28 protein-coding genes are annotated in these 25,955 nt (G+C 66.0%); 14 read left to right on the plus strand and 14 right to left on the minus strand.

Annotated elements, in window-relative coordinates; translation table 11 throughout:
- Positions 1–64: 64 nt before the first annotated feature.
- Positions 65–934, plus strand: coding sequence for a bestrophin-like domain (locus tag ACVWY5_RS22030; protein ID WP_321177056.1), 870 nt, complete (start codon positions 65–67; stop codon positions 932–934).
- 29 nt (positions 935–963) lie between these two features.
- On the opposite strand, the gene ACVWY5_RS22035 is transcribed toward ACVWY5_RS22030, so the two are convergent.
- Complete coding sequence (locus ACVWY5_RS22035) at positions 964–1,374, minus strand: DUF2000 family protein (protein ID WP_028336807.1); 411 nt, start codon at positions 1,372–1,374, stop codon at positions 964–966.
- 293 nt (positions 1,375–1,667) lie between these two features.
- Here ACVWY5_RS22035 and ACVWY5_RS22040 point away from each other — a divergent pair, with 293 nt between their 5' ends.
- Positions 1,668–2,885: an NAD(P)/FAD-dependent oxidoreductase gene (locus tag ACVWY5_RS22040; RefSeq protein ID WP_028336806.1), complete on the plus strand. Its 1,218-nt coding sequence runs from the start codon at positions 1,668–1,670 to the stop codon at positions 2,883–2,885.
- Positions 2,886–2,929: 44 nt separating this feature from the next.
- Here the strand turns inward: ACVWY5_RS22040 and ACVWY5_RS22045 are convergent, their stop codons facing one another.
- From ACVWY5_RS22045 to ACVWY5_RS22085, 9 genes are all read right to left on the minus strand, one after another.
- On the minus strand, positions 2,930–3,280 hold the full coding sequence (locus ACVWY5_RS22045) for a DUF4189 domain-containing protein (protein ID WP_420888210.1): 351 nt from the start codon (positions 3,278–3,280) through the stop codon (positions 2,930–2,932).
- Between the two features lie 277 nt (positions 3,281–3,557).
- Positions 3,558–5,162, minus strand: coding sequence for an NTP transferase domain-containing protein (locus ACVWY5_RS22050; RefSeq protein WP_028336804.1), 1,605 nt, complete (start codon positions 5,160–5,162; stop codon positions 3,558–3,560).
- Positions 5,159–5,860, minus strand: coding sequence for an XdhC family protein (locus tag ACVWY5_RS22055; RefSeq protein ID WP_028336803.1), 702 nt, complete (start codon positions 5,858–5,860; stop codon positions 5,159–5,161). The genes ACVWY5_RS22050 and ACVWY5_RS22055 overlap by 4 nt, the downstream gene beginning before the upstream one ends.
- Positions 5,861–5,862: 2 nt before the next feature.
- Positions 5,863–6,186 carry an XdhC family protein gene (locus ACVWY5_RS22060; protein WP_018272401.1) on the minus strand — a complete coding sequence of 108 codons (324 nt, stop codon included), beginning with the start codon at positions 6,184–6,186 and terminating at the stop codon, positions 5,863–5,865.
- A 29-nt stretch (positions 6,187–6,215) separates the two neighbouring features.
- Positions 6,216–7,418: a vWA domain-containing protein gene (locus ACVWY5_RS22065; protein ID WP_028336802.1), complete on the minus strand. Its 1,203-nt coding sequence runs from the start codon at positions 7,416–7,418 to the stop codon at positions 6,216–6,218.
- 105 nt (positions 7,419–7,523) lie between these two features.
- Positions 7,524–8,429, minus strand: coding sequence for an AAA family ATPase (locus ACVWY5_RS22070; protein WP_028336801.1), 906 nt, complete (start codon positions 8,427–8,429; stop codon positions 7,524–7,526).
- Between the two features lie 48 nt (positions 8,430–8,477).
- Positions 8,478–9,284 carry an FAD binding domain-containing protein gene (locus ACVWY5_RS22075; protein WP_028336800.1) on the minus strand — a complete coding sequence of 269 codons (807 nt, stop codon included), beginning with the start codon at positions 9,282–9,284 and terminating at the stop codon, positions 8,478–8,480.
- A 55-nt stretch (positions 9,285–9,339) separates the two neighbouring features.
- Entirely contained in the window at positions 9,340–9,825 is a 486-nt protein-coding gene (locus ACVWY5_RS22080; RefSeq protein ID WP_028336799.1) for a (2Fe-2S)-binding protein, read from the minus strand.
- 155 nt (positions 9,826–9,980) lie between these two features.
- The gene (locus ACVWY5_RS22085) at positions 9,981–10,427 is read right to left on the minus strand and encodes an SRPBCC family protein (protein ID WP_016840413.1); all 447 of its coding nucleotides are present in this window, start codon (positions 10,425–10,427) and stop codon (positions 9,981–9,983) included.
- A 210-nt stretch (positions 10,428–10,637) separates the two neighbouring features.
- Here ACVWY5_RS22085 and ACVWY5_RS22090 point away from each other — a divergent pair, with 210 nt between their 5' ends.
- From ACVWY5_RS22090 to ACVWY5_RS22100, 3 genes are all read left to right on the plus strand, one after another.
- Positions 10,638–11,993, plus strand: coding sequence for a 3-carboxy-cis,cis-muconate cycloisomerase (locus tag ACVWY5_RS22090; RefSeq protein WP_028336798.1), 1,356 nt, complete (start codon positions 10,638–10,640; stop codon positions 11,991–11,993).
- A gap of 83 nt (positions 11,994–12,076) precedes the next feature.
- Positions 12,077–12,859, plus strand: coding sequence for a 3-oxoadipate enol-lactonase (pcaD, locus tag ACVWY5_RS22095; RefSeq protein ID WP_028336797.1), 783 nt, complete (start codon positions 12,077–12,079; stop codon positions 12,857–12,859).
- 251 nt (positions 12,860–13,110) lie between these two features.
- A complete protein-coding gene (locus tag ACVWY5_RS22100) occupies positions 13,111–13,494 on the plus strand; it encodes a carboxymuconolactone decarboxylase family protein (RefSeq protein ID WP_028336796.1) in 384 nt (127 codons plus the stop codon).
- A gap of 102 nt (positions 13,495–13,596) precedes the next feature.
- On the opposite strand, the gene ACVWY5_RS22105 is transcribed toward ACVWY5_RS22100, so the two are convergent.
- Positions 13,597–14,130 carry a hypothetical protein gene (locus ACVWY5_RS22105; protein WP_028336795.1) on the minus strand — a complete coding sequence of 178 codons (534 nt, stop codon included), beginning with the start codon at positions 14,128–14,130 and terminating at the stop codon, positions 13,597–13,599.
- 192 nt (positions 14,131–14,322) lie between these two features.
- Between ACVWY5_RS22105 and ACVWY5_RS22110 the strand changes: the two genes are divergently transcribed.
- Positions 14,323–15,081, plus strand: a complete 759-nt coding sequence (locus ACVWY5_RS22110; RefSeq protein WP_028336794.1) for a hypothetical protein — start codon at positions 14,323–14,325, stop codon at positions 15,079–15,081.
- A gap of 94 nt (positions 15,082–15,175) precedes the next feature.
- On the opposite strand, the gene ACVWY5_RS22115 is transcribed toward ACVWY5_RS22110, so the two are convergent.
- Positions 15,176–15,322 (minus strand): hypothetical protein, encoded by a 147-nt coding sequence (locus ACVWY5_RS22115; RefSeq protein ID WP_016840407.1) that lies wholly within the window; start codon positions 15,320–15,322, stop codon positions 15,176–15,178.
- Between the two features lie 369 nt (positions 15,323–15,691).
- Here ACVWY5_RS22115 and ACVWY5_RS22120 point away from each other — a divergent pair, with 369 nt between their 5' ends.
- From ACVWY5_RS22120 to ACVWY5_RS22150, 7 genes are all read left to right on the plus strand, one after another.
- A complete protein-coding gene (locus tag ACVWY5_RS22120; protein ID WP_028336793.1) occupies positions 15,692–16,609 on the plus strand; it encodes an ABC transporter permease subunit in 918 nt (305 codons plus the stop codon).
- 10 nt (positions 16,610–16,619) lie between these two features.
- Positions 16,620–17,945, plus strand: coding sequence for a high-affinity branched-chain amino acid ABC transporter permease LivM (livM, locus tag ACVWY5_RS22125; RefSeq protein WP_028336792.1), 1,326 nt, complete (start codon positions 16,620–16,622; stop codon positions 17,943–17,945).
- Positions 17,942–18,775: an ABC transporter ATP-binding protein gene (locus ACVWY5_RS22130; protein ID WP_028336791.1), complete on the plus strand. Its 834-nt coding sequence runs from the start codon at positions 17,942–17,944 to the stop codon at positions 18,773–18,775. Before livM ends, ACVWY5_RS22130 begins: the two co-directional genes overlap by 4 nt.
- Positions 18,776–18,903: 128 nt before the next feature.
- Positions 18,904–19,296 (plus strand): endonuclease domain-containing protein, encoded by a 393-nt coding sequence (locus ACVWY5_RS22135; protein ID WP_431014791.1) that lies wholly within the window; start codon positions 18,904–18,906, stop codon positions 19,294–19,296.
- Positions 19,293–20,027: an ABC transporter ATP-binding protein gene (locus ACVWY5_RS22140; protein ID WP_028336790.1), complete on the plus strand. Its 735-nt coding sequence runs from the start codon at positions 19,293–19,295 to the stop codon at positions 20,025–20,027. The genes ACVWY5_RS22135 and ACVWY5_RS22140 overlap by 4 nt, the downstream gene beginning before the upstream one ends.
- Positions 20,028–20,195: 168 nt before the next feature.
- Positions 20,196–21,314 carry a branched-chain amino acid ABC transporter substrate-binding protein gene (locus ACVWY5_RS22145; RefSeq protein ID WP_028336789.1) on the plus strand — a complete coding sequence of 373 codons (1,119 nt, stop codon included), beginning with the start codon at positions 20,196–20,198 and terminating at the stop codon, positions 21,312–21,314.
- Positions 21,315–21,495: 181 nt separating this feature from the next.
- Positions 21,496–22,491, plus strand: coding sequence for a P1 family peptidase (locus ACVWY5_RS22150; RefSeq protein ID WP_028336788.1), 996 nt, complete (start codon positions 21,496–21,498; stop codon positions 22,489–22,491).
- 223 nt (positions 22,492–22,714) lie between these two features.
- Here ACVWY5_RS22150 and ACVWY5_RS22155 read toward each other — a convergent pair whose 3' ends face one another.
- Positions 22,715–23,506, minus strand: a complete 792-nt coding sequence (locus ACVWY5_RS22155) for an EF-hand domain-containing protein (protein ID WP_028336787.1) — start codon at positions 23,504–23,506, stop codon at positions 22,715–22,717.
- Positions 23,507–23,757: 251 nt separating this feature from the next.
- Here ACVWY5_RS22155 and rpe point away from each other — a divergent pair, with 251 nt between their 5' ends.
- Entirely contained in the window at positions 23,758–24,459 is a 702-nt protein-coding gene (gene rpe / locus ACVWY5_RS22160; RefSeq protein ID WP_028336786.1) for a ribulose-phosphate 3-epimerase, read from the plus strand.
- Between the two features lie 13 nt (positions 24,460–24,472).
- On the opposite strand, the gene ACVWY5_RS22165 is transcribed toward rpe, so the two are convergent.
- Positions 24,473–25,951: a serine/threonine protein kinase gene (locus ACVWY5_RS22165; protein WP_028336785.1), complete on the minus strand. Its 1,479-nt coding sequence runs from the start codon at positions 25,949–25,951 to the stop codon at positions 24,473–24,475.
- Positions 25,952–25,955 lie beyond the last annotated feature (4 nt).

Here is a 25,955-nt window from a genome sequence, read left to right on the forward strand (position 1 = left end):
GGGGAACAGAGGACGCAGGGGTGGCATCACAGGTGTAACCGGAGCATACGGCTTTCCCTGCGCGATGGGCTACGGCTCACCTCGTACTCAACCCGGCGAGATTGGGGGGATTTTGATACAAGCGATCGGCTGGGGGGAAACACCTATGAGCGATTGGTTACACAACCTTTCTGTGCCGTGGATGGCCTTCATTGTCTTCGGCTTCACCTATCTTGTTGCCATTCTCATTTTCGCAGGCGTTGCGATCCTGTCGACCAAGGAGCGCGCAACGTCTTTCAAATCGATCTCGCCCGGCATGTTGCCGGTGCTCGGCATCCTTTTCGGCCTGTTTGTTGCATTCACCGCGGCACAGGTCTGGAGTGACAGTGATCGCGCCACCGCGGCGGTGAGCCGCGAAGCCAGTTCGTTGCGGGCGGTCATCTTGCTCGCCGGCGGCCTGCCGCCGGAGCAGGAGGCGCGCCTGCGCGGCCTCGTTCGCGACTACGTCGAGGAAACGGTCGCCGTGGAATGGCCGATGATGGCGCGCCAGGCTGCATCGCTCAAGGCAGCTCCTCCCGCGCTGACCGCGGCGTTGCGGCTTGTCGTATCAACGCCCGCGCAGAACCCGGGCCAGCAGACGACGCAGCACGAGATCATCACCAATCTGAATTCGGCACTCGATGCGCGACGACAACGGATCATCGTCAGTCAGACCGAAGTCGACTCGATAAAATGGTGGTGCCTCTACCTTCAGGCCATCTGCGAGCTATTGGTCATTGCCCTTGTTCACTGCGACAACCGGTTGGGATCCGCCATCGCGATGGGACTGTTCGCGACCGGCGTCGCCACATCGGTTCTGCTGATTGCCGCGCATGATCGACCATTCACCGGCCAGATATCGATTGCGCCGACGCCGTTGCTGCAGATCATGCCGGACAAGGAGGCGAGCCGATAAGCGCCGGACCGCACCACGCGCGCGGTCCGCTACGCGTGAAACTTCAGCCCATCGAGGATCTTGTCGACCACCTTGCGCTCGGCGCGAATGGCGAGGCCGACCAGGTTGAGCTCGCTGCGCACGACCGCCTTCACCACCTCGCGGTTGGCGGCGTCATGCGTGGTCTTGAACATGTCCTCGGTGTAGAGCGCCGGCTGCACGTTGCGCGCCAGCGCGCGCTCCAGCGCCCGCGACAGCGCAGGCCCGTCGGCGCCGTAGATCAGAATCGGCTGGCCGATCAAAGAGAGATATCTGGTCCCCGAGCCGTCCTCGTAATTCTCGCCGATACATTCGGGGAAGGAAGCCGCGATGCCACCGGCAAGAAACGACGCCACGTTGAGCTTCTGCCAGACTTCCAGGTCGGTGCGGATCACGACCGCGATCTTGGTGTCGAACTGCATGATGCAAGTCTAGCGGCAGGCAGGCGGCAAACGCCAGTTCTACAGGTGCAGACCACATCTGCCAGCGAGGCGCTGACGTTAGATTCCCGGGAGACCCGCCGGCGCATCCTGCCGACCTGAACCTGCCATTCCGCGCCGGCGAGAAGGACTTGTGATGAAGTCTCATCATTGGCAGCAGGGCGACGCCGCAAAGGCCCGATCCGTGCCGGGACGGAAAGCGATAGTCAGGTCCTGCGCCGCGTAGTAGGCTTCGGGCGTTCGATGACCATCAGCATATTTCAGGGCATTGCATCATGATCAGCAAGGCCGATGTTGTTGTTATTGGTTCGGGCGGATTGGGCGCAGCCACAGCCTATTACCTGAGCAAGCGTGGAGGTTTCAGCGTCGCCCTTGTCGACAAGCATGAGATCGGATCGCAAACCTCGCCCCGCGCGGCAGGCATGGTGAGTTGCGCGCGCAAGAGCGACCTGATGATTGGCCTCATCAAGGACGCATGCCGCAAGATCGAGGCGTTCACGGAAGAAACCGGCCAGCCGCTCGACTGGGTGCATTCGGGCAGCCTCAAGATTGCGCGCCGGCCGCAGGACGCCGAAGTGATCGAGGACGACTTCGAGCGCGGACGCCGCACCGGCCTCGACGTCGAGCTGATCTCTCCGGAAGAGGCGAGCGTTCTCAATCCGTTCCTGCAGCCGACGGGCGTCGTTGCGGCGATGCGGATCGGCGACGACCGGTATTTCGACCCGGCGCAGGTTGCCGTCGGTTTCGCCACGGCCGCCGCGGCCAACGGTGCGACCTTGCTGCCGAAGACCGACGTGCGCGCCGTCAACATCGTCGGCGGCACCGTGATCGGCGTGACCACCGCAAACGGCGTCATTGAAAGTCCGGTTGTCGTCGATGCGGCCGGTGCGTGGACGCGGCAGGTCGCGGAGGCGAGCGGGATTCGCGTGCCGCTGGTGCCGACCCGGCAGCAATTGATCGTCACCGAGCCTTTGGATGGCGCGCGGGCCGACCTGCCAATGATCCGCATCATGGATGCCGCGGTATATACCCGCCCGTGTCAGGGCGGCTTCCTGTGGGGTGTCTACGAGGAAACGCCGCGCTTCTTCGATATGCAATCGCTTGGGGCCGGCTTCGACGTCAAGGACATGCCGCTCGACATCGGCGTGCTTCATGCCGCCGCCGATGAGGTCAAGGACCAGCTCCCGTTCCTGCAAACCGCCAAGGTGCGGGAGTTTCGCGGCGGCATTCCGACGATGACCGCCGACGGCCATCATATTCTTGGCCCGGCCGCCGGAGTGACCGGGTTCTATTTTGCGAGCGGCTGCAACGTCGCCGGCCTGTCGATCTCGCCGGCCGTCGGCGAGGCGCTCGCGGCCTGGATCGTGGACGGCAAGCCGCCCGTCGATCTATCGCCGATGTCGGTCATGCGGTTCAAAGACCAATCGTGGCCTGAAGACCAATTGGAGCGCGACGCCGCCTGGCAATACCGACACTTCTATGGCGCCGTCTGAGCGCGGCAGCGCGCTTTGCCCACCAAGCGGATTGCGGCGACTGCCTACCCCTTGGCGTCGCAGGCCCAGGCACGGATCACGCATTCCTTGCCGCCATAGTCGTAGCACTTCTTGGTCGCGGCATTGAGCGAGCTCGAGATCTTCGGCGCCACGGCATAGCCATGGGCGCCGCAGGGATTCTTCATGTCGATCGAGAGCGCGGCGCAGGCCCGCTTCATGGTCACGGTGGTGCAATCGCCCTTGCACTGCTTCAGCGCGGCGGCGCGCGCCGCACCTTCCGCCGGATAGTCGTAGGCCTGGCCATACGCCCCGCACTTGCCGACCGCGAACGCGCCGGCCGCGCGCGCCTTGGGCACGAAGGTCTCCACTGAGAAACGCGTGGCGCCGAGCAGCAATGTCAGGACGAGAATCGTCAGCGCGCGACGCTGCGCGACGGCGGTCGAAATGATCAAGCGGAAATCCCCCAAAGCCCGGCGCGGACTGTACGCAGGGGTCGTTTCCAGATGGTGAATGACGGGTTGAGAGCGAGTTCTAGCCTTGCGTCGTCCCGGCGAAGGCCGGGACCCATAGCCACCGAACGCTGTTGTGGGCGAGGCAGCGGCCCCGGCCTCGCAAGACAATCGGCATTTGTGGCAATGGGTCCCGGCCTTCGCCGGGACGACGCGGATGGAGCTAGCCTCGTCTTGCCGCTTCCAGCGCCTGCGGGGTGTCGATGTCGAGGAAGGCGCTGTCGCCGTCGACCGGGACCTCGGCGACCACCTCGGCATGCTTGGTGATCAAGTGACGCGCGCCGATGTCGCCGTCGAGCGTCATCAGCTCCTTGAAGAAGCGCCGCGACCACAGCACCGGATTGCCGCGGCGGCCCTCGCTGACGGGGACCGCGATCAGATGGCCGCGGTCCGGCGCGAAGGTCTCGATCAGGCGATCGATCAGCTTCGCATCGATCAGCGGCATGTCGCCGAGGCAGACGATCGCGCCGTCGGCGCTGTCGGACACCGCCGCAATGCCCGCCTTCACCGAGCTGGCGAGGCCGCCGGCGAAATCCGGGTTGCGGACGAATTTGACCTTGAGGCCCTCGAGCGCCTGCTCGACCAGCTCTGCCTGATGCCCGGTAACGACGATGACCTCGGAGGCCTTCGACGCCAGGGCCTGCTCGGCGACGATGCGCGCGAGCTTCTTGCCGTCGAGCTCGGCGAGCAGCTTGTTCGGGCCGCCCATCCGGGTCGAGCGGCCGGCGGCGAGCACGATCGCCGCAACGTTGCGGTTGCCTTCGGTGTCCGGCACGGTGCGCGGCTGCGGCCGCGTCACGATCTCCATGAGAAGACCGCCGACGCCCATGCCGGTGAGATCCGACCGCTTCACCTTGATGCCGGCGAGCAACCGCATCAGCACCCAGTCAAAGCCGTTCTCGACCGGCGAGCGCGCGCAGCCCGGCGCGCCCAGCACCGGCACGCCGCCGGCGCTGCCGATCAGCAGCAGATTGCCCGGATCGACCGGCATGCCGAAATGCTCGACCGCGCCACCGATCTCGGTGATTGCAGCCGGAATGACATCGCGGCGGTCGGCGATCGCGGACGCCCCGAACACGATGACGAGCTCGGCCCCTAAGCCGAGCAATTCCTTGATCGAGGCGGCGAGCACCGTCTCGTCATGCGGCACGCGGCGCTCGGCGATGATGGTGGCGCCGGCCGGCGCGAGACGCTCAGCGGTGACGCGCAGCGTCTTGTCGATCACCTTCGGCGCGAGGCCCGGCAGCAGCGTCGAGACCACGCCGACCTTCTGGATCACATAGGGCGCGATCCGCAGCGTATCCTTGCCGGCCACCGCGACGGCGGCATCGCGCAAGCGCCCCTCGACGCCGAACGGGATCAGCTTGACGGTCGCGATCATCTCGCCCTCCACCACCGGCTTGAACGCGGCGAGAGTTGCGAAGGTGATGGCCTCGTCGACATCGTTGATGCGGTCGACCGCGGCGCGATCGATCACCAGCACGCCGGGGCGCGCCGCGAACAGGTTGGCTCGGCCGGTGAAGGCGCGCTCGACATTGACGCCCTCGCCGGCCACCGCCTGCGCGATGCTGGCGGCCGCGGCGTCCTCGGAGACGTCGCCCTCGTCGAGCCGCACCACGACGATCTCGTCGACGCCGGCCTTGGTCAGTGCCTCGACCTCAGCGGGGCCGATCGTGGTGCCCTTCTTGAGCACCAGCGCGCCCTGGCGGAGGGTATGCACGGTGACGCCGCCAATCGCGTCGGCCGGACTGGCGGGACCGAACTTCATGCCGCTTCTTCTTTTTGCTTGGGGGGCAAGCGCAGCTGCGCGGTGATCTCGGCCATGATCGCGACCGCGATCTCCGACGGCGACACCGCGCCGATGTCGAGGCCGATCGGCGCGTGGATGCGCGCGATGTCGCTGTCCCTGGCGCCCTGCGCGCGCAGCCGTTCGGCGCGCTTGGCGTGGGTCTTCCGCGATCCGAGCGCGCCGATATAGAAGCAGTCGCGGTCGAAGGCGTGCAGCAGCGCCGGATCGTCGATCTTGGGATCGTGCGTCACCGCGACGAAGGCGGTGTAGTGATCGACGTTGAGCGGCGGCAGCGCGACGTCGGGCCATTCGGCGACCAGCGGCACGTCGGGGAAGCGCTCCGGGCTCGCAAACGCGGTGCGTGGATCGACCACGGTGACGTCATAGTCGAGCGAGCGCGCCAGCGGCGCCAGCGCCTGGCTGATATGGACCGCGCCGATGATCACGAGCTTTGCGGTCGGCGCGTAGACGTTGAGGAACAGCTTTTTGCCTGATACCTCGACATTGCCGCTCTTGCCCATCCGCAGCTGCTTTGCGAGTTCGGCGCGCAGCGGATCGGCGGCGATGTCAGCGGCCTTGACCAGGCGCTGATCGCCATTGGCGGTGTCGGTGACGATGATGACCGGGCGGCGCGCGGCGCGCTCGGCGTTCAGCTCTTTCAGGATCTCGAGTTTCACGGCTAACCGACCTTCTCGACGAACACGCGGATGGTGCCGCCGCAGGACAGGCCGACATTCCAGGCCGTCTCGTCGGCGACGCCGAATTCGAGCATTTTGGGCTGGCCGCTCGCGATGACGTCGAGCGCCTCAGTGACGACCGCGCCTTCGACGCAGCCGCCGGAGACCGAGCCGAGGAAGGTGCCGTCGTCATTGATGACGAGGCTCGAGCCGGCCGGGCGCGGCGCCGAGCCCCAGGTCTCGACCACGGTGGCAAGCGCCACGCCATGGCCCTCTTTCTGCCAGGTCTCGGCGGCCTGCAGGATGTCTTCGTCGCGGTTGAGCATGGTGGCCTCCTGCTATCGGGTCAGGCTTCTTAGGCTACAGAACGGATCAGGCTGCGGTGGTGCGCCGGCGGCGGGGACGACAGCGCCCCGATCAAGCCCTTGATGGACGTCAAGTTATGCACCGGGCGAAATTCGTCAACGTGGGGCAACATCATTTTGATGCCTTGCGCCTTGGCCTCGAAGCCGGAGTAGCGCAGCAGCGGATTGAGCCAGATCAGGCGGCGGCAGGAACGGTGCAATCGGTCCATCTCGAAGGCCAGTTTGGCATCTGCCTCCCGTTCTAGTCCATCGGATATAAGGAGGACGATGGCGCCCTGCCCGAGCACCCGGCGGGCCCAGAGCTGGTTGAAGCTGTGCAGCGAGGTCGCGATCCGCGTCCCGCCGGCCCAGTCCTCGACCGAGGAGGAGCAGCTCGCCAGCGCCTCGTCGGGGTCACGGGCCCGTAACGCCCGCGTCACATTGGTCAGGCGGGTGCCGAACAGGAATACCGAGACCCGCTTGCGGTAGTCGGTGATGGCGTGCAGGAAATGCAGGAACAGGCGGGTGTACTCGCTCATCGAGCCGGAGATATCGAGCAGCGCCACGATCGGCGCCGGTTTCTCGATCCGGCCGAGCTTTCGGATGTCGATGATCTCGCCGCCGGTGCGCAGCGAGTTGCGCACCGTGCGGCGCATGTCGAGCCGCAGGCCCCGCGCATCCGGCTGGTAGCGGCGTGTCACAAGCTCGGCCTGCGGCAGCCGCATCTTGGCGATCTCGCGCGTCACCTCGGCGATCTCCGCCGCGGTCATCTGCGCAAAATCCTTCTTCTGCAGGATCTCCTTGTCGGACACCGAGAGCTTCAGCTCCTGCTCCTGGGCCTGCGGCCGCTCCTCGCTCCGCGCCGGCTGGGCCATCGCCTCCTGGACGCGGCGCGAGGCCGGCGGCGGCTTCTTCCTGGCGTGGTCGGGCAGCGGCACCGAATCCAGCATGCTCTTCCACTCCTCGGCGGCGCGGAAGAACAGCATAAAGGCCTGGCGGAAGATCAGCGCGTGCTCGTGGCGCTTGACGAAGATCGCTTCCAGCGTGGCATAGAAATCGGAGCGATGGCCGACCTCGATCAGCTGCAGCGCGTCGAGCGCGTCGATCACCGAGCCCGGCCCGACCGGGAGCCCGGCCGCCCGCAGCGCGCGGGCAAAGCCGATCACGTTGTCGGCCATGTGGCCGGTCGGAGGCGCGAGGTGGTTGATCGCCATTGTTGTTTGGCCTCGTCATTCCGGACCGCACGAAGTGCGGATCCGGAATCTGGAGATTGCGGCGCGAGACTCCGGGTTCACGCTTCGCGTGCCCCGGAATGACGGCTAGTCGCTCGTCGCTTCCTTCAATGTCTTCTGCAGCGCATCGCCCTGCATGCGCGCGATGTCGTCCTGATACTTCAAGAGCGCGCCCAGCGTGTCGCCGACGACCTGCGGGGTCAGCGAGCGGGCGTCGAGCTCGGACAGCGCGGTGGCCCAATCGATGGTCTCGGCAACGCCCGGCGACTTGTAGAAATCCTGGTTGCGCAGCGCCTGCACGAAGCGGACGACCTGCTGCGACAGCTTGGCGGAGATGTTCGGCACCCGCGACTTGACGATCGCGAGTTCGCGCTCGGCGGAGGGATAATCCACCCAGTGATAGAGGCAGCGCCGCTTCAGCGCGTCGTGGATCTCGCGGGTGCGGTTCGAGGTGATGATCACGATCGGCGGTGCCGGCGCCTTCACGGTGCCGAGCTCGGGGATCGTGACCTGGAAGTCGCTGAGGATTTCCAGCAGATAGGCCTCGAACGCCTCGTCGGCGCGGTCGAGCTCGTCGATCAGCAGCACCGGAGGACCCGCGACATCGGGCTCGAGCGCCTGCAGCAGCGGCCGCTTGATCAGGAAGCGCTCGGCGAAAATGTCGCTCGCGAGCTGGTCGCGATCGGTATCGCCGGAAGCCTCCGCCAGGCGGATCGCGATCATCTGCGCCGCACTGCTCCACTCATAGACCGCGGAGGCGACGTCGAGGCCTTCATAGCATTGCAGACGGATCAGCTTGCGCCCAAGCGCCGCCGACAACACTTTTGCGATCTCGGTCTTGCCGACGCCGGCCTCGCCTTCCAGGAACAGCGGCCGGCCCATCCGCAGCGCGAGATAGGTCACGGTCGCGAGCGACCGCTCGGCGAGATAGCCGCGCGAGGTCAGGAGATCCTCGAGCGCATCGACGGAAGTGGGTAACGCCGATGCACTCATGGAACAGCCAGTCTTCGAACAGAGGTCAGCAAAGTCACGCCTTGGTACTTAGTCCTTGGCGTTCGCGGCTTCCACCGCCCTGCGCGTCAAAACGCCGATCAGATGCGCGCGGTATTCCGCACTGCCGTGCAGGTCGCTGTTCAGCCCGTCGGCCGAAACCGCGATGCCGTCGAGCACCTTGTGCGAGAAGCGCTTCTTCAAAGCGTCCTCGAACGCAGTGACGCGGAAGACGCCGTCGGAGCCCGCACCGGTGACCGCGACGCGCACGTCGGACGGACGCTTGGCCACGAACACGCCAACCAACGCATAACGCGAGGCCTGGTTGCGGAACTTAACGTAGGCCGCCTTCTTCGGCAGCGGGAACATCACCTTGGTGATGATCTCGTCGGCCTCCAGCGCGGTCGAGAACAGGCCCTGGAAATACTCCTCGGCCTTGAGGCGGCGCTTGTTGGTGACGATGGTTGCGCCCAGCGCCAGCACCGCAGCCGGATAGTCGGCGGTCGGGTCGTTGTTGGCGAGCGAGCCGCCGATGGTGCCACGGTGACGCACCGCGGGATCGCCGATCAGGCCGGCAAGCTCGGCCAGCGCCGGGATCGCCTCGCCCACGACCGCGGAGCTCGCGACTTCGGCATGCTTTGCGGTGGCGCCGATGACCAGCGAGCGGCCCTTCATCTCGATCGTATCGAGACCTTCGATGTGGGAGAGATCGACCAGATGCGGCGGGCTGGCGAGCCGCTGCTTCATGACCGGCACCAGCGTGTGACCGCCGGCGATCAGCTTGGCGTCCTCGTTCTTCACCAAGAGGTTGGCGGCCTGCCGCACGGTGCCGGGACGGTGATATTTGAATTCGTACATTGGAATGTCCTGATCGCGCTCGCGATGAATTGCTGACTAGGCGAGGTCCGACTTGTTAAGCGAGGTCCGATTTGGCCATCGCCTTGGCGCCGGCGGCGATCGAAGCGACGATGTTCTGGTAGCCGGTGCAGCGACACAGATTGCCTTCCAGCTCCTCGCGGATCACCTCGTCGGAGAGCTCGTGGCCCTTGCGATGGACCAGGTCGACCGCGGTCATGATCATGCCCGGCGTGCAGAAGCCGCACTGCAGCCCGTGATGCTCGCGGAAGGCCTCCTGCATCGGATGCAGCGGCGCACCGTCGGCCGCAAGCCCCTCGATGGTCTTGACCTCGTGACCGTCGGCCATCACCGCAAGCGTCGTGCAGGACTTCACCGCCCTGCCGTCCAGATGCACAACGCAGGCGCCGCACTGCGAGGTGTCGCAGCCGACATGGGTGCCTGTCAGCCGCAGGTTTTCGCGCAGAAACTGGACCAGAAGGGTACGGGGGTCGACATTCGCGTTCACGGGGTTGCCGTTCACGATCATTGAAATCTTGGCCATCAGCACTCTCTTATCTGCGCCACCGCATATCGGCGAAGCAGGCGGTTTTAAATCATTCCAGACGGCATAATATGGGCGCGCCCCGCGATGGGCAACCTTTCGAGCCACCCATCCAGGACATGGCCGGACCTGAATAATCCAGCCGAAAGGCGGGGCTAACCCTGCACCGCCTTGGCGAAATTTGCAAAGAATTCATCGGCCAGCTTCTTGGCGGCGCCGTTGATCAGGCGCTGGCCGAGCTGGGCGAGCTTGCCGCCGATCTGCGCCTCCACATTGTAGCTCAGAAGCGTGCCGCCATCCTTGTCGGCAAGGCCGACGGTGGCGCCGCCCTTGGCAAAGCCGGCGACCCCGCCCTCGCCTTCGCCCGAGATCTTGTAGCCGTTCGGCGGGTCGAGATCGCTCAATGTGACCTTGCCCTTGAAGCGGGCCGAGACCGGGCCGACCTTCATCTTGGCAGTGGCGCGGAAGCCGCCCTCGTCGGTTTTCTCCAGCTCTTCGCAGCCGGGAATGCAGGCCTTCAACACTTCGGGATCGTTGAGCTTGTCCCACACAGCCTGGCGCGGCGCTGCAAGCTGGACTTCGCCGGTCATTGTCATGGCCATGGGGGACCTCCTCGATCGCTAGAACCTTTTCCCCCAAGTAAAGCAGCCGGGACACAAAGGAAAGGGCACCTTCGGAGGATGAGCGATGCATATTCGCAACCGCAGCAAGCCAAGCCCATTGTTCACGAAATTGCGCAATCCCCGCTGTTGAAAATGCAGGCAGCCCCAGGGCATTGGCATCGACGCGCGACAGTGGTTAGGTCGCCGGCCATGAGCACAGCCCTCTCCCCCCTGCTTGCGCCGATGCTGTCGAGCGCCGCGATGCGCGCGGTGTGCGACGACGCCGCCACGCTGCAGAACATGCTGGATTTCGAAGCCGCGCTGGCCCACGCCGAGGTGGCCTGCGGGGTGATTCCCGCAGCGAGCGCAGGACCAATCGGCGCCGCCTGCAAGGGCGAATCATTCGACCTGGCCGCGCTGGCAGAGGCCGCGACGCGGTCCGGCAATCTGGCGATCCCGCTGGTGAAGGCCCTGACTGCCAACGTCGCCCAGGCGGATGCGGAGGCGGCGCGCTATGTGCATTGGGGCGCGACCAGCCAGGACGTCATCGACACCGCGACCATGCTGTCGCTGCGCGCGGGGATCGACGCGCTGCTGACCGACCTCGACCGCGCCGTTGCGGGCTTCGCCGGGCTTGCGCGCGCCCATCGCGACACCGCCATGGTGGCGCGGACCTGGCTGCAGCACGCGCTGCCGATGCCGTTCGGGCTGAAACTCGCCGAATATGCCGCGGCGCTGCATCGCTCCCGCACGCGCTTGCTGCGCCTGCGCCGCGAGACGCTGGCGCTGCAATTCGGCGGCGCCGCCGGAACGCTCGCCGCGCTTGGCGACAAGGGCCTCGCGGTCGCCGCCGCCCTTGCGCAAGAGCTTGATTTGCCGCTGCCGGATGCGCCCTGGCATACCCATCGCGACCGCATCGCCGAGGCCGCGTCGGTGCTCGCGATCCTCGCCGGCAGTTGCGGCAAGATCGCGCGCGACGTGTCGCTGATGATGCAGACCGATGTCGGCGAGGCCTTCGAGCCTGCCGGCGCCGGCCGCGGCGGCTCCTCCACCATGCCGCACAAGCGCAATCCGGTCGCCGCCGCGAGCGCGCTGGGGGCTGCGACCATGGCGCCGAACCTTGCCGCTACGATCTTCGCCGCGCAGGTGCAGGACCATGAGCGCAGCGCCGGCCCGTGGCATGCGGAATGGCCGACCTTGCCGGCCCTGATGCTGGTGACCTCGGGCGCACTTGCCGCGATCGTCGATCTCGCCGAAAGGCTCGAGGTCGATGCGGCGCGGATGCGCGTCAATCTCGATGCGACTCAAGGGTTGATCATGGCGGAAGCCATCACCTTTGCGCTCGCCGACAAGATCGGCAAGAGCGACGCCCATCATGTGATCGAGGCCGCCAGCAAGCGCGCGGTCGCGGAGAAGAAGCACCTGCGCGAGGTGCTGTCGGCGGATGCCAAGGTCACCGCGCATCTCGACGCGAAACGAATTACGGAGCTGTTCGAGCCGATGGCCTATCAAGGCGCCTCGCAGGTGCTGATCGACCGCCTGCTGGCTTCGCTGGATGACAAATAGCGACGATGTCGTTGCCGGGCAGAAGCGCGAAGCGCGTCTTCGCGCAGATGGCCCGGCAAGCGCATGACGAGAGGGACAAGACGATGCCGATGATCAACGCCGACGGATGCCTGCTCAACGTCCAGGTGGACGGCCGCGACGGCGGACCGACCTTGATGCTGTCGAATTCGCTCGGCTGCACCTTGCAGATGTGGGAGCCGCAGATGCGGGCGCTGACGCAGCTGTTCCGCGTCATCCGCTACGACCGCCGCGGTCACGGCAAATCCGGCGTGCCACCGGGCCCCTACTCCATGGAGCGCTTCGGCCGCGACGTGCTGGCGATCCTCGACGACCTCAACATCGAGAAGGTGCACTGGTGCGGCCTGTCGATGGGCGGCATGGTCGGACAGTGGCTGGGAGCGAATGCCCCGGAAAGATTCGGCAAGATCATCCTCGCCAACACCGCCTGCTACTATCCCGATCCGACCAACTGGCTGAACCGCATCAAGGCGGTGAAGGAAGGCGGCATCGCCGCCGTCGCCGACACCGTGATCGCGGGCTGGCTGACCGCCGATTTCCGCGAGCGCGAGCCGGAGACCACGGCGCGCATGAAGGCGATGCTGCTGGCCTCGCCGGTCGAAGGCTATCTCGCCTGCTGCGAGGCGCTATCGACACTCGACCAGCGCGCGCTGCTGCCCAGGATCAAGAGCCCGACCCTGGTGATCGCAGGAAAGCAGGACATGGCAACGCCGGTGTCGGCAGGCGAAATGATCCGCAGCGGCATTCCCGGCGCCAGCATGACGCTGCTCGATGCCGCGCATATTTCCAATGTCGAGCAGTCGCACGCCTTCACCGAGGCCGTGGTCGGCTTCCTGACGCAGCGGTAACGGTCGTCGTCATTCCGGGGCGATGCGAAGCATCGAACCCGGAATCTCGATCCGCATCCATAACTTCGAGATTCCGGGTTCGGTCCTGCGGACTGCCCCGGAATGACGTAACCGGGAAGGATGCTCTATTGGCGACAATCACTGTGCAGCCCGGATGCAGCGAAGCGAAATCCGGGACAAGTCTTCGGCAGACGCCGCCCCTCGGATTGCGCTGCGCTTTATCCGGGCTACGATTTCATGAGGAGACATCCATGGACGACAATCAGCGCCGCGACGACGGCATGACGCAGCGCCGCAAGGTGCTCGGCAATGAATGGGTCGACAAGTCGATCAAGAACCGCAATGCGTTCAACACCGACTTCCAGGACCTGATCACGCGCTATGCGTGGGGCGACATCTGGACCCGGCCGCATTTCGATCACCGCACCCGCCGCGTGCTTGTGATCGGCACCATGGTCGCGCTCGGCCAGTGGGACGAATTCCGCCTGCATGTACGCGCCGCGCTCGCCGAGGGCGGCTTCACGCCCGAGGACATCAAGGAGATCCTGCTGCAGCAGGCGATCTATTGCGGCGTGCCGGCGGCCAATCACGCCGTCAAGGAAGCCGGCGCGATCATTGCCGAGCTAGGAGCATGATCCGGAAAAGTGCGAAGCGGTTTTCCCTCGCGACAAACGCGGAACGCGTTTGCGCGGAGATCATGCTCAAACAACGAACTAAAGCGCGATGACTATAGCGCTTTAGGGCTGCTGAAGGGATAGCTGGCCTGCGGGCGTTTCGGTGGTCGTTGCTGCATTGGCAGATGCTTGAGCTCGCTTCGGCGAGGTCTCGAACAACATCACGATCGCGGTCCCGAGCAGCATCAGAAGCTCGGACGCATGCATGCGCATCGCTTCGACCTCGCCGACCTTGGAAGCCATCATCATGCTGGCGAAGCTCAGCACGCTGCCGAGGCAGAGCGCCACCGCAAGTGCCTCATCGGCGCCACTGCTGTTCTTGCGCAGCGGCGAGAACGCGGCCATCGCGAGGAAGACCGCGAAGAACGCCACCACGGTGATCCGCGCCAGCGCGAGCAGCCATGCGAGGCGCACCGTCGCCATCTTGCCGAGGTGCAGATAGTCGCTGGCATAGAACGCGATCGACACGCTCGGCCGCTCATAGAGGCCGTGGATCGGCGACACCATGATGCTGAAGGCGATAATGCTCCAGACCGGAATGAAATAGGCCGCAAGCAGCGCGCCGTTGAAGGAGCTGATCCGCCAGTTGTTCGACATTGCCGCTTCCCGTGCATCCGGCGCCTTTCAGACCGGCGACGGTTCAGGGCGCGAGCTAACGCCGATCAATTGCCGGCAGCAATTTAAACCCTTTGTTAAGGTTAAGCGCGATGCGATGGTTCCGGATCGATGCGATCGGGCCCGGCCGGGATCTGCGCAAGATCGGCGCCGGGCGGGAATAAACGGGGTAAAATGACCGAAAGAACGCGCGTTTTCGTCGCAACGCCCTGCTACGGCGGCGATCTGAAGATGGCCTATGTGTTGTCCGCCCTGAAGCTTCAGGCTGCGGCCACTGCCCGGGGCATCGACATCCAGTTTCATCTGATCGGAAACGAATCGCTGATCGTGCGCGCCCGAAATGAACTGGCCCACCAATTCCTTGCATCCGGCGCCAGCCATCTCCTGTTCATCGATGCCGATATCGGGTTCGAACCCGAGTCCGTCTTCCGGCTGCTGGATTGCGGCGCCGACGTTTCGGCCGCGGCCTATCCGCTCAAGCACATCGATTGGGCAAAGGTGCAGCGGGCCGCGGACGCCAAGCGCAAGAACCTCGCGTCATCCTCGCTCGACTATGTCGTCACATGGGAGGGCGACCAGATCACGGCGCGCGGCGACGGCTTCGCCAAGGTCCGCTATGCCGGAACCGGCTTTCTCATGATGAAGCGATCCGCCCTCGTCAGGCTGTGCGACGCCCATCCCGAACTCAAATATCGGGCGAACCACAAGTCCAACGACTTGAACACCGGCGACCTCCTGCGCGCCGACCTCGACCGCGTGTCGCTGTTCGAATGCATGATCGACAAGACGACCGGCGAGTATTTGTCCGAAGATTACGCGTTCTGCCGGCGCTGGATCGATCTCGGCGGCGAAATCTGGCTCGACCTTCGAAGCGAGCTTACGCATTTCGGTTCGTACGCCTTCCGCGGCCGCTTCGCCGACCAGTTGGCCTGAACAAGACAGCCCAAGCGAAAAGGGTCTCAGCCTGAACAAGGAAGGCCTCGCCTTTTGGCGAGGCCTTCCTGCTAGTTCGGCTCAATCGTCCGAATTAGCGCTCCGGATTGGGCTTCTGGCCCTGCCGGCCCGGATCCTGCTGTTGCTGGCCGGGCTTCTGGCCGCCGCCCTGCTGCTGCTGGCCGGGCTTCTGACTCGGGTTCTGGTTCGGCTGGCCCGGATTCTGATTTGGGTTGCTCATTCAGCTACTCCCTTTGCTTTCATGAAGCTGGGGACAACGCGCGCGTCGCAAGCGCAGTTGCTCGGGGAACACGGGTTCCGGCGTGATCATTGCAGGGCAAAGCCATGTCGGCCCTGTGACATCGGAACCGCATCCGCCAAACTAGTTGTGTACAAGCCCTTTCTGCTACTGCCACGCTGTTGCCGCGGCCGGGGTTCCACTGTTAGAAAACGACACGACGCGACGGATCAGGCTGCCGGGGCCCTCGCCGCGTCACCCTCGGCCAAGCGTTTTCAAGCGAAGTGGGAACCGGTTCGCGTGAAGAAAGCGCGTCCAGATCAACACGAGAGCCTGGTCGGTTCTCAACCGAACGGGCTCTGACGGCAGCGCATGGATTATTTCGCCCAGCAACTGATCAACGGCCTCGTGCTCGGTTCGATCTACGGCCTGATCGCCATCGGCTACACGATGGTCTACGGCATCGTCGGCATGATCAACTTTGCGCATGGCGACATCTTCATGATCGGCGGCTTCATCGCGCTGATCTCGTTCCTGGTGCTGGTGTCGCTCGGCCTCACCGCGATCCCCCTGATCCTCCTGATCGTGCTGCTGGTCTCGATGGCGATCACCGCGCTCTATGGCTGGACCATCGAACGCATCGCCTACCGACCGTTAAGGCATTCGTTCCGCCTGGCGCCGATGCTGTCGGCGATCGGCATGTCGTTCGTGCTGACCAATTTCTCTCAGGTGTCGCAGGGCGCGCGGGTGAAGCCGGTGCCGCCGATCATCACCGGCGGCTATACGTTGCATGAAGGCCCGGCGGGCTTCGCCGTGCAGCTCTCCAACATCCAGATCATGGTCGTGCTCGCCACCATCGTCGTGCTGGCGCTGTTCACCTGGCTGGTCTCGCGCACCCGGCTCGGACGCGACATGCGCGCCTGCGAGCAGGACCAGACCATGGCCGCGCTGCTCGGCGTCGATGTCGACCGCACCATCTCGATGACCTTCGTGATCGGCGCCGCGCTCGCCGCGGTCGCAGGCATGATGTATCTCTTGTATTACGGCCTGGTCGATTTCTTCATGGGCTTCGTCGCCGGCATCAAGGCGTTCACCGCCGCCGTGCTCGGCGGCATCGGCTCGCTGCCGGGCGCGATGCTCGGCGGGCTCGCGATCGGCCTGATCGAGACGTTCTGGTCGGCCTATTTCTCGGTGGAGTACAAGGACGTCGCCGCGTTCTCGATCCTGATCGTGGTGCTGATCTTCATGCCGACCGGCCTGCTCGGCCGTCCCGAAGTCGAAAAAGTCTGACAGGCACTTCGTGAGCGCGACCTCAGCCCGCCCCTCGCACGCCGCGCAGCCCTCGGGCAGCGCCTTCATTCTCAAGAAAGCCCTGATCAGCGCCCTTGTCGCGCTGGTGCTGTTCTCGCTGATGATCGGCATTCGCACCGAGGCCGGGCCGCAGGGCGGCCTGATCTACTGGACGCGGTTCGGCGACCTCGCGGCCCTCGTCGGCGCGGTGTTCGGCGGCAGCATCGTCGTCGAGCTGCTGCGGCAATGGTGGGGGCCGGTCGACAAGGACCGCGTCGTGCCGAAGCCGGTGCAATCGGCGATGTCGTTCGCCGGCCGCTGGCTGGCGCCGGCGCTGCTGGTGTTCACCTTCCTCGTGCCGGTCATCTTCTACAACCAGCGCTACATTCTCGACCTTTCGATCCTGGTCCTGACCTATGTGATGCTGGGATGGGGATTGAACGTCGTGGTCGGCCTCGCCGGCCTGCTCGACCTCGGCTATGTCGCCTTCTACGCGGTCGGCGCCTATTCCTACGCATTGCTCGCGACCAATTTCGGATTGTCGTTCTGGGTCTGCCTGCCGCTTGCCGGCATCCTGGCGGCGTTCTGGGGCGTGCTACTCGGCTTCCCGGTGCTGCGGCTGCGCGGCGACTATCTCGCGATCGTGACGCTCGCCTTCGGCGAGATCATCCGCCTCGTCATCATCAACTGGCAGAGCCTGACCGGCGGCCCCAACGGCGTCTCCGGAATTCCCCGCCCGACCATGTTCGGCATTCCGCTGACGGCGGGTGACGACGGGCTCGCCGCCAAGCTCGGCATCGAATTCTCGCCGACCCACCGCCTCGTCTTCCTGTTCTATCTGATCCTGGCGATGGCGCTGATCACCAACTGGGTGACGATCCGGCTGCGGCGGCTGCCGATCGGCCGCGCCTGGGAGGCGCTGCGCGAGGACGAAGTCGCCTGCCGCGCGCTCGGCATCAACACCACGACGACCAAGCTGACGGCGTTCGCGACCGGCGCGATGTTCGGCGGCCTCGCCGGCGCGTTCTTCGCCACGCGGCAGGGCTTCATCAGCCCGGAATCCTTCACCTTCCAGGAATCGGCGCTGGTGCTGGCGATCGTCGTGCTCGGCGGCATGGGCTCACAACTTGGCGTGGCGCTCGCCGCGCTGACCATGATCGGCGGCTTCGAGCTGTTCCGCGGCCTCGATCAATACCGCATGCTGGTGTTCGGCATGGCGATGGTGCTGCTGATGATCTGGCGGCCGCGCGGGCTGATCGGCCATCGCGCGCCGACCGTGTTCCTGGAACGCAACCAGGCGATCTCGTCCGACCTCGTCAAGGAGGGCCACGGATGAGCGGCGACCCCATCCTCACCGTCGACCGCCTGATGATGCGCTTCGGCGGCATCGTCGCGGTCAACGAGCTGTCCTTTGCGGCCGAGCGGCGCAAGATCACCGCGCTGATCGGGCCGAACGGCGCCGGCAAGACCACCGTGTTCAACTGCATCACCGGGTTCTACCGGCCGAGCGGGGGCGCGATCCGCCTCGCCCATGACGACGGCCGCACCATCCAGCTCGAGCGGCTGAACGATTTCCGCATCTCCAAGCAGGCCAAGGTGGCGCGCACCTTCCAGAACATCCGGCTGTTTCCCGGCATGACCGCGCTGGAAAATCTGATGGTCGCCCAGCACAACGCGCTGATGCGCGCCTCGGGCCTGACCCTGCTCGGGCTGCTCGGCCTGCCGTCCTGGCGCGAGGCCGAGCAGCGCGCCATCGATCTGGCGCGGACCTGGCTCGCGCGCGTCGGCCTGCTCGACCGCGCCGACGATGCCGCGGGCAACCTGCCCTATGGCGACCAGCGCAGGCTCGAGATCGCGCGCGCGATGTGCACTGAACCTGTGCTGCTCTGTCTCGACGAGCCGGCGGCGGGTCTGAACGCGCGCGAGAGCGGCGGGCTCAACGAGCTGCTGCTGTCGATCCGCAACGAACAGGGCACCTCGATCCTCCTGATCGAGCACGACATGTCGGTGGTGATGGAGATCTCCGATCACGTCGTGGTCATGGATTACGGCGTCAAGATCGCCGAAGGCACGCCGCAGACGGTGCGCGACGACCCCAAGGTGATCGCCGCCTATCTCGGCGCCGACGAGGAAGAGGCGATCGCCGTGATGGAGAGCGGCACGTGACGAGCGCAGCCAGCAAGCCCCCCACATCCCCCTGCAAGGGGGAGGTCGACCGCGAAGCGGGCGGGTGGGGGTCACGCTTTTCCCGCACGAAAGATATGACGGCACGGGCGCGGTCTCTCCGCGCAAACATGACCGATGCGGAAGCCTGCCTCTGGCGTGCGTTGCGTCGCGATCAACTCAGCGGCTTCTCTTTCCGCAAGCAGCACCCGATCGGCCCGTACACCGTCGACTTCTACTGCTCGCGCCTTGGTCTGGCTGTTGAGGTGGACGGTGGTCAGCATGCCGAGCAGCGGAAGCAGGCCGACGATCGCCGAACCGCATGGCTCGCGGAAAAAGGCGTCACCGTGGTTCGCTACTGGAACAACGACGTGCTGTCGAATTTGGACGGCGTGCTGAGCGACTTGGTCACGCACATGGAGAGATTGGCGCAAGCGGCGACAACCCCCACCCCAACCCTCCCCCTTTTAGGGGGAGGGAGAACCGACACCGCCATGTCGGCCAAGAAGGGGAACGAGTCATGACTCAGCCCCTGCTCGCGGTGCGCGGCGTGCGCGCGGCGTATGGCAAGATCGAGGCGCTGAAGGGCGTCGATATCGAGATCAATCGCGGGGAGATCGTCGCCCTGATCGGCGCCAACGGCGCCGGCAAGTCGACGCTGATGATGACGATTTTCGGCAGGCCGCGCGCCCGCGCCGGCGCCATCGAATTCGACGGCCGTGACATCACCGGCGTGCCGACCCACGAGATCGCGCGGCTGCGGATCGCACAATCGCCGGAGGGCCGGCGGATCTTTCCGCGCATGAGCGTCGCGGAAAACCTGCAGATGGGCGCCGATGCCACCGAATGCAGCGAGGCCGAACGTGCAGCCGGGCTGGAGCGGGTGTTCGCGCTGTTCCCGCGCCTGAAGGAACGCGTCGCACAACGCGGCGGCACGCTGTCGGGCGGCGAGCAGCAGATGCTGGCGATCGGCCGCGCCCTGATGAGCCGGCCGCGGCTGCTGATGCTGGACGAGCCCTCGCTCGGGCTCGCGCCGCTGATCGCGCGCCAGATCTTCGACGCCATCCGCACGCTGAACCGGCAGGACGGCCTCACCGTCCTGATCGTGGAGCAGAACGCCAACCATGCGCTGAAGCTCGCCCATCGCGGCTATGTCATGGTCAACGGGCTGATCACGCTGGCCGGAACCGGCGCCGAATTGCTGCAGCGCCCGGAAATCCGCGCCGCCTATCTGGAAGGCGGCCGCCGCGGCTAGCTTGACGTTCCGTGCCGCCCCCGCAAGCAAGACGCGGCGGATGCAGCGTCGATTTGCCTGAAAATTGCCGGTGACTTCGCCGCGAAATCAGCTGAGAATGCGCGCGGTTTTGGGGGCCCGGCGTGCCGGGCCCCTCCCGCAAGAGGCAACGACCACGAGGGACGTCTCATGAAATCACTGAAGCTGATCGGCCTGGCACTTGGCGCTTCGTTCGCATTATCGGCGAGCGCGTTCGCGCAAGACATCACCATCGCCGTCGCGGGCCCGATGACGGGCTCCGAATCCGCTTTCGGCCGGCAGATGAAGAACGGCGCCGAGCAGGCGGTCGCCGACATCAACGCCGCCGGCGGCGTGCTCGGCAAGAAGCTCGCGCTGGAAGCCGACGACGACGCCTGCGATCCGAAGCAGGCACGCTCGATCGCGGAAAAGATCGGCTCTTCGAAGATCCCGTTCGTGGCCGGCCATTTCTGCTCGTCGTCCTCGATCCCGGCCTCCGAGGCCTATGCCGACGCCAACGTGCTGCAGATCACCCCGGCCTCGACCAACCCGCTGTTCACCGAGCGCAAGCTCTGGAACGTGGCGCGCGTCTGCGGCCGTGACGACCAGCAGGGCCTGGTCGCCGCCGACTACATCATGAAGAACTACAAGGGCAAGAACGTCGCGATCCTGAACGACAAGACCACCTACGGCAAAGGCCTCGCCGACGAGACCAAGAAGGCGCTGAACAAGGCCGGCTTCCAGGAGAAGATGTTCGAGTCCTACAACAAGGGCGACAAGGACTTCAACTCTATCGTCTCGCGCCTGAAGCGCGACAACATCGATCTGGTCTATGTCGGCGGCTACCACCAGGAAGCCGGCCTGATCCTGCGCCAGATGCGCGACCAGGGCCTGCAGACCGTGCTGATGGCCGGCGACGCCATGAACGACAAGGAGTTCGCCTCGATCACCGGCCCCGCCGCCGAAGGCACGCTGTTCACCTTCGGTCCCGACCCGCGCAACAAGCCGACCGCGAAGGCGATCGTCGAGAAGTTCAAGGCCAAGAACATCGACCCCGAGGGCTACACGCTCTACACCTACGCCGCGATGCAGGTCTGGACCCAGGCCGTCGCCAAGGCCGGCTCGACCGACGCCAAGAAGGTGATGGACGCCATCAAGGCCGGCGAGTGGGACACCGTGCTCGGCAAGATGGCCTTCGACGCCAAGGGCGACATCAAGGCGATCGACTACGTGGTCTACAAGTGGGACGCCAAGGGCAACTATACCGAGATCAATCCGAAGGGCTCCTGAGCCTCTCGCGCGTCTGATCCAATCAGAGATACGAGAACGCCCCGGTCCCCACCGGGGCGTTTTTTCTAACCTGATGCCTGCAAGTCTTACCGCACGTCTCCGCCCGCCCGTGCCCGACGGTTGATGCATCCGTCGCGGCTGCTATACCGGATCGGTCGGACAGCAGGCGGATGGACCCATCGTGAAAAACCTTCTCACTGATATTGCCGGCGTTGCCGTCGGCCATGCCGACGATCCAACGGTCGCCTCCGGCGTCACCGCCATCCTGTTCGAGCGGCCGGCGGTCGCCTCGATCGATGTCCGCGGCGGCGGTCCCGGCACCCGCGAGGAAGCGCTGCTTTCGCCGCACAACGTCGTCGAGGCAATCGACGCCATCGCGCTGTCCGGCGGCTCGGCGCACGGGCTCGATGCCGCCGGCGGCGTGCAGGCCTGGCTCGCCGAGCGCGGCCGCGGCTTCCGCATCCGCGACGCGGTGATCCCGATCGTGCCGGGCGCGATCTGCTTCGACCTGCTCAACGGCGGCAACAAGGCGTGGGGACGCTTCCCGCCCTATCGCGACCTCGGCTACGCTGCGGCCAATGCCGCGTCCGATGACTTCGAGCTCGGCAGCGTCGGCGCCGGCATGGGCGCGACCACGGCCAACCTGAAGGGCGGCCTCGGCTCGGCGTCGGCACTAACCGATGACGGCGTGACGGTCGCGGCGCTCGCGGTGGTCAACGCGGTCGGCAGCGTCACGGTCGGCAGCGGCCCCTGGTTCTGGGCGGCGCCGTTCGAGGTCGGCCGCGAGTTCGGCGGGCGCGGCCTGCCGCCCTCGTTCACGGCAGACATGCTGAAGGCGCGGCTGAAGGGCGGCGCGGACGCCAGCGCCGCCGAGAACACCACCCTCGTCGTGGTGGTGACCGATGCGCAGCTGACGAAGCCGCAGGCGCGGCGGCTCGCGATGATCGCGCAGACCGGCATGGCGCGCGCGATCTATCCGGTGCACGCCCCGCTCGACGGCGACGTGGTGTTTGCCGCCGCGACCGGCGCCAAGCCGATCGATCCGCTGTTCGGCCTCACCAGGCTCGGTGCGCTCGCCGCCAACACGGTGGCGCGCGCCATCGCCCGCGGCGTCCATTCGGCGACCGCGCTGCCATTCGCCGGCGCGCTGCCGAGCTGGCGGGACAGATTCGGTTAGGCCGCGAAGGCAGTTGCTCCCTCGCCCCGTTCTTACGGGGTCGAGACGAGCGAAGCTCGCTCTTAGAGGGTTGGGGTGAGGGGCTGCCTCAGCATCGTGGGTGACAGACGGACTCGCGGAGACTCCCCTCACCCGGAACGCCTCTGACGATGCGTTCCGGCCTCTCCCCGCACGCTGGGAGAGGCGGAGCTCGCGGCTACGCCGTCTCAGATAGCGTAATGTGTTACGCGCTGACCGAAATCGCAGCGAAGTCCTGCGCCGAGATCGCCTTCGCCTGGCGCTGGATCAGCTGCTCGACGATATTGTAGGACGAGGCCGCGTTGAGGGTCGCGGAGGACGCGGCCGGCGTCGTCATCGACACCTTCGAGCCGTCGGCGTAGGTCGTCGTCGTGGTGGTCGAGCCGTCGCTGTTGGTCACCGACGTCGAGGTCGCGCCGTCCAGCGCCTGCATCAAGGGATCGGAGCTCGATCCGCCCGCGCCGCTGCCGGATTCGTCGGTCGAGCCGCTGGCCATGTGATGCCGATGATGGCCACCGCCCTTGTGACCCTGCAAGGCCTGGGACATCTCGTCGAGGCTGACGTTACCGTCGCCATTGCTGTCGAGCTTGGAGAACACGTCGTCGGCCTGCGCCGTGTTGGTGCCGCCGGCGCCGAGCGCGTTCTCGAATTCGGACTGGGTGATCTTGCCGTTGCCGTCGGCATCGATCTGCGAGAACAGGTCCTTGAGCGCATCCGAGCGGCTGGCCGCCGTCGGGCTGTTTGAAACCGCGGTTTGGGACTGGCTTTGCGCGGAAATCAGCGCGCCCATCGTCAGCGGCGAAATCTGCGCGGAGCCGCTGCCCGAGCTAGTACCGGTGCTGCTGCCGGTCGACGTCGATGTACCGGTCGAAGGGGCGAACAGGCCGGTGGTCTGGCTCCCCTGACTGGAGCTGCCGGTCCGGGTCGTCGACTTCGACGACATCAGCGAGCTCAAGAGGTCAATGGCCGACGACGCAGCGCCAAGGGCGAACAGCATGGCAATACTCCAACAGGGCCGCGCCTGGCGGCTCAAAGCTGGTCAGTGGCTGAGCAAAGGGCGTGCCATGGCAAAAACCCAGCAAAACCAGGCGTTCCTGCATCGAAGCGGGTTCCGCGCACCCGGCAAGAGCTGCCGCCGGCGGAAGAATTTTCCGGTCGCGGAGCGCCGTCCGCTCGCATTGCCCGCCACGCGTCCGCATGTTAGGCGGACTCACCCGTCGCCCCCTGAAGTGTTCCGGAACAGCTGACATGACTCAGTCATTCACCCCGCGTCCCCTCGTTATCGCTCCGTCGATCCTGGCGTCGGATTTCTCAAAGCTCGGCGAGGAGGTCCGCGCCGTCGACCAGGCCGGCGCCGACTGGATCCATCTCGACGTGATGGACGGACACTTTGTGCCGAACATCTCCTACGGCCCCGACGTCATCAAGGCGATGCGGCCGCACACCAGGAAGATCTTCGACGCCCATCTGATGATCTCGCCCTGCGATCCCTACCTGGAGGCGTTCGCCAAGTCGGGCTGCGACCACATCACGGTGCATGCCGAGGCCGGCCCGCATTTGCACCGCTCGCTGCAGGCGATCCGCGCGCTCGGCAAGAAGGCCGGCGTCTCGCTCAATCCGGCAACGCCGGCAAGCGCGATCGAATATGTGCTCGACCTGATCGACCTCGTGCTTGTCATGTCGGTCAATCCCGGCTTCGGCGGCCAGGCCTTCATCCGCTCGGCGATCGGCAAGATCAGCGATGTCAGGGCGATGGTCGCGGGCCGCCCGATCGACATCGAGGTCGACGGCGGCGTTGCGCCCGACGTCGCGGGCCAGCTTGCGGCCGCCGGCGCCAACGCCTTTGTCGCGGGGTCCGCCGTGTTCAAGGGCGGCACCGTCGATGCCTACAAGACCAACATCGCCGCCATCCGCCATGCCGCGGCCGAAGCTCGCGGCGAGGCGATCTGATGATCCGGGGGAGCTAGAACACTGCGGGCGGCGTGGCCGCGGCATTCGCCGCTTGCTCCGCCGCCTCATCGCCCTCGCCGCCGTCCGCTTGCGACGCCAGCCGCGACGGCCGTACCACGGTCACCGTGCACGGCGCTTCCCCCGCGACCCTGGCGGACACGCTGCCGAGCAGCGCGCGCCGCAGCGAGTTCTGCCGCGCGCCGATGATGATGTGATCGACCAGATTGAGCGCGGCGAATTCCAGGATCGCGGCGGCGGGATCGATCGCCTCCAGCACATGCACGGTCAGCCGCCCTTCCTCGAGCCCGAACGGCCGCACCCAGTGCTGCAGCGCCACCAGGCGGTCGACATGCTTGTTCTGGCCCTGCTCGTCGTGGGTGCGGTCGATCGCCAGGCGATTGAGCTTCAGCACGTTCACGCAGGCGAGTCGCGCCGACGGTGAGGTCGACAGCACGCGCTCGGCGGTGACGCGGATGGTGTCGTTCAGTGCCTCGGCACCCTCGCCGATATCGAGCGCGACGGCCACGATCGGGCTCGAGGCGAGCTGGGCCGCGACATCGGACTTCGGTCGCGGCGGCACCGCGCCGAGATTGAAGCGGCGGCGCCAGACCGTGGTGAGCGGGTCGCGGCTCAGCCGCTGCGCCCGCGCCGTCAGCTTCACCTGATCGGGATGGCCGAGATCGAAGGCAAGCTGCGCCGCGGTCGGATAGCGCGCGGCGGGGTCGATCTCCAGGCAGCGCAGCACGATCTCCTGCAGCCAAGGCGGATAGTCGGGCTTCAGCTCGCGCGGCGGATAGGGGTCACGCCACAGCCGCCGGCGCATGCCGCGCAGGCTTTCGGTCTCGCCGAACGGACGGACGCCGGTGGTGAAGAAATAGAGCAGCACGCCGAGCGAAAACAGATCGCTGCGCGGATCGTCGCGTACGCCGAGCAGACGCTCCGGCGCCATGTAGGGCGCGGTGCCGTAAGGCAGCCGAAACTCCTCCTGCAACAGATCGGGCAGATGTCGGTGATGCGAGAGGCCGAAATCGATCAGCACCGCCTCGCCGCGCTCGCGGAACATGATGCTGCTCGGCTTGATGTCGTGATGGATGACGTTCTGCCGGTGCAGGCTGGCGAGCGCGGTGGCGACCTTGCCGCCGATCACCCTCACCTCCTCATACGGCATCGGCAGCTCGCCGAGCCGCTTGTAGAGCGTCTGCCCGGGGATGCGCTCCATCACCACATAGGCCTGGCGTTCGAAGTCGCCGGTGCCGAAACAGGCCGGCACGTGCGGCCCAGACAGCCGCGGCAGGATCATCTGCTCCATCTCGAAGCTGACGATCGCGGCCGGATCCTCGCCCTCCGAGGTGAGCGGCACTTTCATCAGCAGCGGCACGGTGATGCCGGGATGGGTGACGCTCCACAGCGTTGCCATGCCGCCGCGGTGCACGCGTTCGCCGATGGTGAAGCCATCGATCTCGGCGCCCGCCTGCATCGCCAGCGTCGCCATCGGC

Source organism: Bradyrhizobium sp. USDA 3256, from assembly GCF_054058275.1.

What these genes read in the sequence shown, in the direction of transcription:
- ACVWY5_RS22130 (WP_028336791.1), top strand. Translation starts at nt 17,942, where the DNA reads ATGAGCGGCGACCCCATCCTCACCGTCGACCGCCTGATGATGCGCTTC.
- ACVWY5_RS22090 (WP_028336798.1), top strand. Translation starts at nt 10,638, where the DNA reads ATGAGCACAGCCCTCTCCCCCCTGCTTGCGCCGATGCTGTCGAGCGCC.
- ACVWY5_RS22110 (WP_028336794.1), top strand. Translation starts at nt 14,323, where the DNA reads ATGACCGAAAGAACGCGCGTTTTCGTCGCAACGCCCTGCTACGGCGGC.
- ACVWY5_RS22085 (WP_016840413.1), bottom strand. Translation starts at nt 10,427, where the DNA reads ATGGCCATGACAATGACCGGCGAAGTCCAGCTTGCAGCGCCGCGCCAG.
- ACVWY5_RS22135 (WP_431014791.1), top strand. Translation starts at nt 18,904, where the DNA reads ATGACCGATGCGGAAGCCTGCCTCTGGCGTGCGTTGCGTCGCGATCAA.
- ACVWY5_RS22115 (WP_016840407.1), bottom strand. Translation starts at nt 15,322, where the DNA reads ATGAGCAACCCAAATCAGAATCCGGGCCAGCCGAACCAGAACCCGAGT.
- ACVWY5_RS22120 (WP_028336793.1), top strand. Translation starts at nt 15,692, where the DNA reads ATGGATTATTTCGCCCAGCAACTGATCAACGGCCTCGTGCTCGGTTCG.
- ACVWY5_RS22145 (WP_028336789.1), top strand. Translation starts at nt 20,196, where the DNA reads ATGAAATCACTGAAGCTGATCGGCCTGGCACTTGGCGCTTCGTTCGCA.
- ACVWY5_RS22075 (WP_028336800.1), bottom strand. Translation starts at nt 9,284, where the DNA reads ATGTACGAATTCAAATATCACCGTCCCGGCACCGTGCGGCAGGCCGCC.
- ACVWY5_RS22050 (WP_028336804.1), bottom strand. Translation starts at nt 5,162, where the DNA reads ATGAAGTTCGGTCCCGCCAGTCCGGCCGACGCGATTGGCGGCGTCACC.
- ACVWY5_RS22070 (WP_028336801.1), bottom strand. Translation starts at nt 8,429, where the DNA reads ATGAGTGCATCGGCGTTACCCACTTCCGTCGATGCGCTCGAGGATCTC.
- ACVWY5_RS22100 (WP_028336796.1), top strand. Translation starts at nt 13,111, where the DNA reads ATGGACGACAATCAGCGCCGCGACGACGGCATGACGCAGCGCCGCAAG.
- rpe (WP_028336786.1), top strand. Translation starts at nt 23,758, where the DNA reads ATGACTCAGTCATTCACCCCGCGTCCCCTCGTTATCGCTCCGTCGATC.
- pcaD (WP_028336797.1), top strand. Translation starts at nt 12,077, where the DNA reads ATGCCGATGATCAACGCCGACGGATGCCTGCTCAACGTCCAGGTGGAC.
- ACVWY5_RS22030 (WP_321177056.1), top strand. Translation starts at nt 65, where the DNA reads ATGGGCTACGGCTCACCTCGTACTCAACCCGGCGAGATTGGGGGGATT.
- ACVWY5_RS22065 (WP_028336802.1), bottom strand. Translation starts at nt 7,418, where the DNA reads ATGGCGATCAACCACCTCGCGCCTCCGACCGGCCACATGGCCGACAAC.
- ACVWY5_RS22060 (WP_018272401.1), bottom strand. Translation starts at nt 6,186, where the DNA reads ATGCTCAACCGCGACGAAGACATCCTGCAGGCCGCCGAGACCTGGCAG.
- ACVWY5_RS22165 (WP_028336785.1), bottom strand. Translation starts at nt 25,951, where the DNA reads ATGGCGACGCTGGCGATGCAGGCGGGCGCCGAGATCGATGGCTTCACC.
- ACVWY5_RS22105 (WP_028336795.1), bottom strand. Translation starts at nt 14,130, where the DNA reads ATGTCGAACAACTGGCGGATCAGCTCCTTCAACGGCGCGCTGCTTGCG.
- ACVWY5_RS22080 (WP_028336799.1), bottom strand. Translation starts at nt 9,825, where the DNA reads ATGGCCAAGATTTCAATGATCGTGAACGGCAACCCCGTGAACGCGAAT.
- ACVWY5_RS22035 (WP_028336807.1), bottom strand. Translation starts at nt 1,374, where the DNA reads ATGCAGTTCGACACCAAGATCGCGGTCGTGATCCGCACCGACCTGGAA.
- ACVWY5_RS22155 (WP_028336787.1), bottom strand. Translation starts at nt 23,506, where the DNA reads ATGCTGTTCGCCCTTGGCGCTGCGTCGTCGGCCATTGACCTCTTGAGC.
- ACVWY5_RS22140 (WP_028336790.1), top strand. Translation starts at nt 19,293, where the DNA reads ATGACTCAGCCCCTGCTCGCGGTGCGCGGCGTGCGCGCGGCGTATGGC.
- ACVWY5_RS22040 (WP_028336806.1), top strand. Translation starts at nt 1,668, where the DNA reads ATGATCAGCAAGGCCGATGTTGTTGTTATTGGTTCGGGCGGATTGGGC.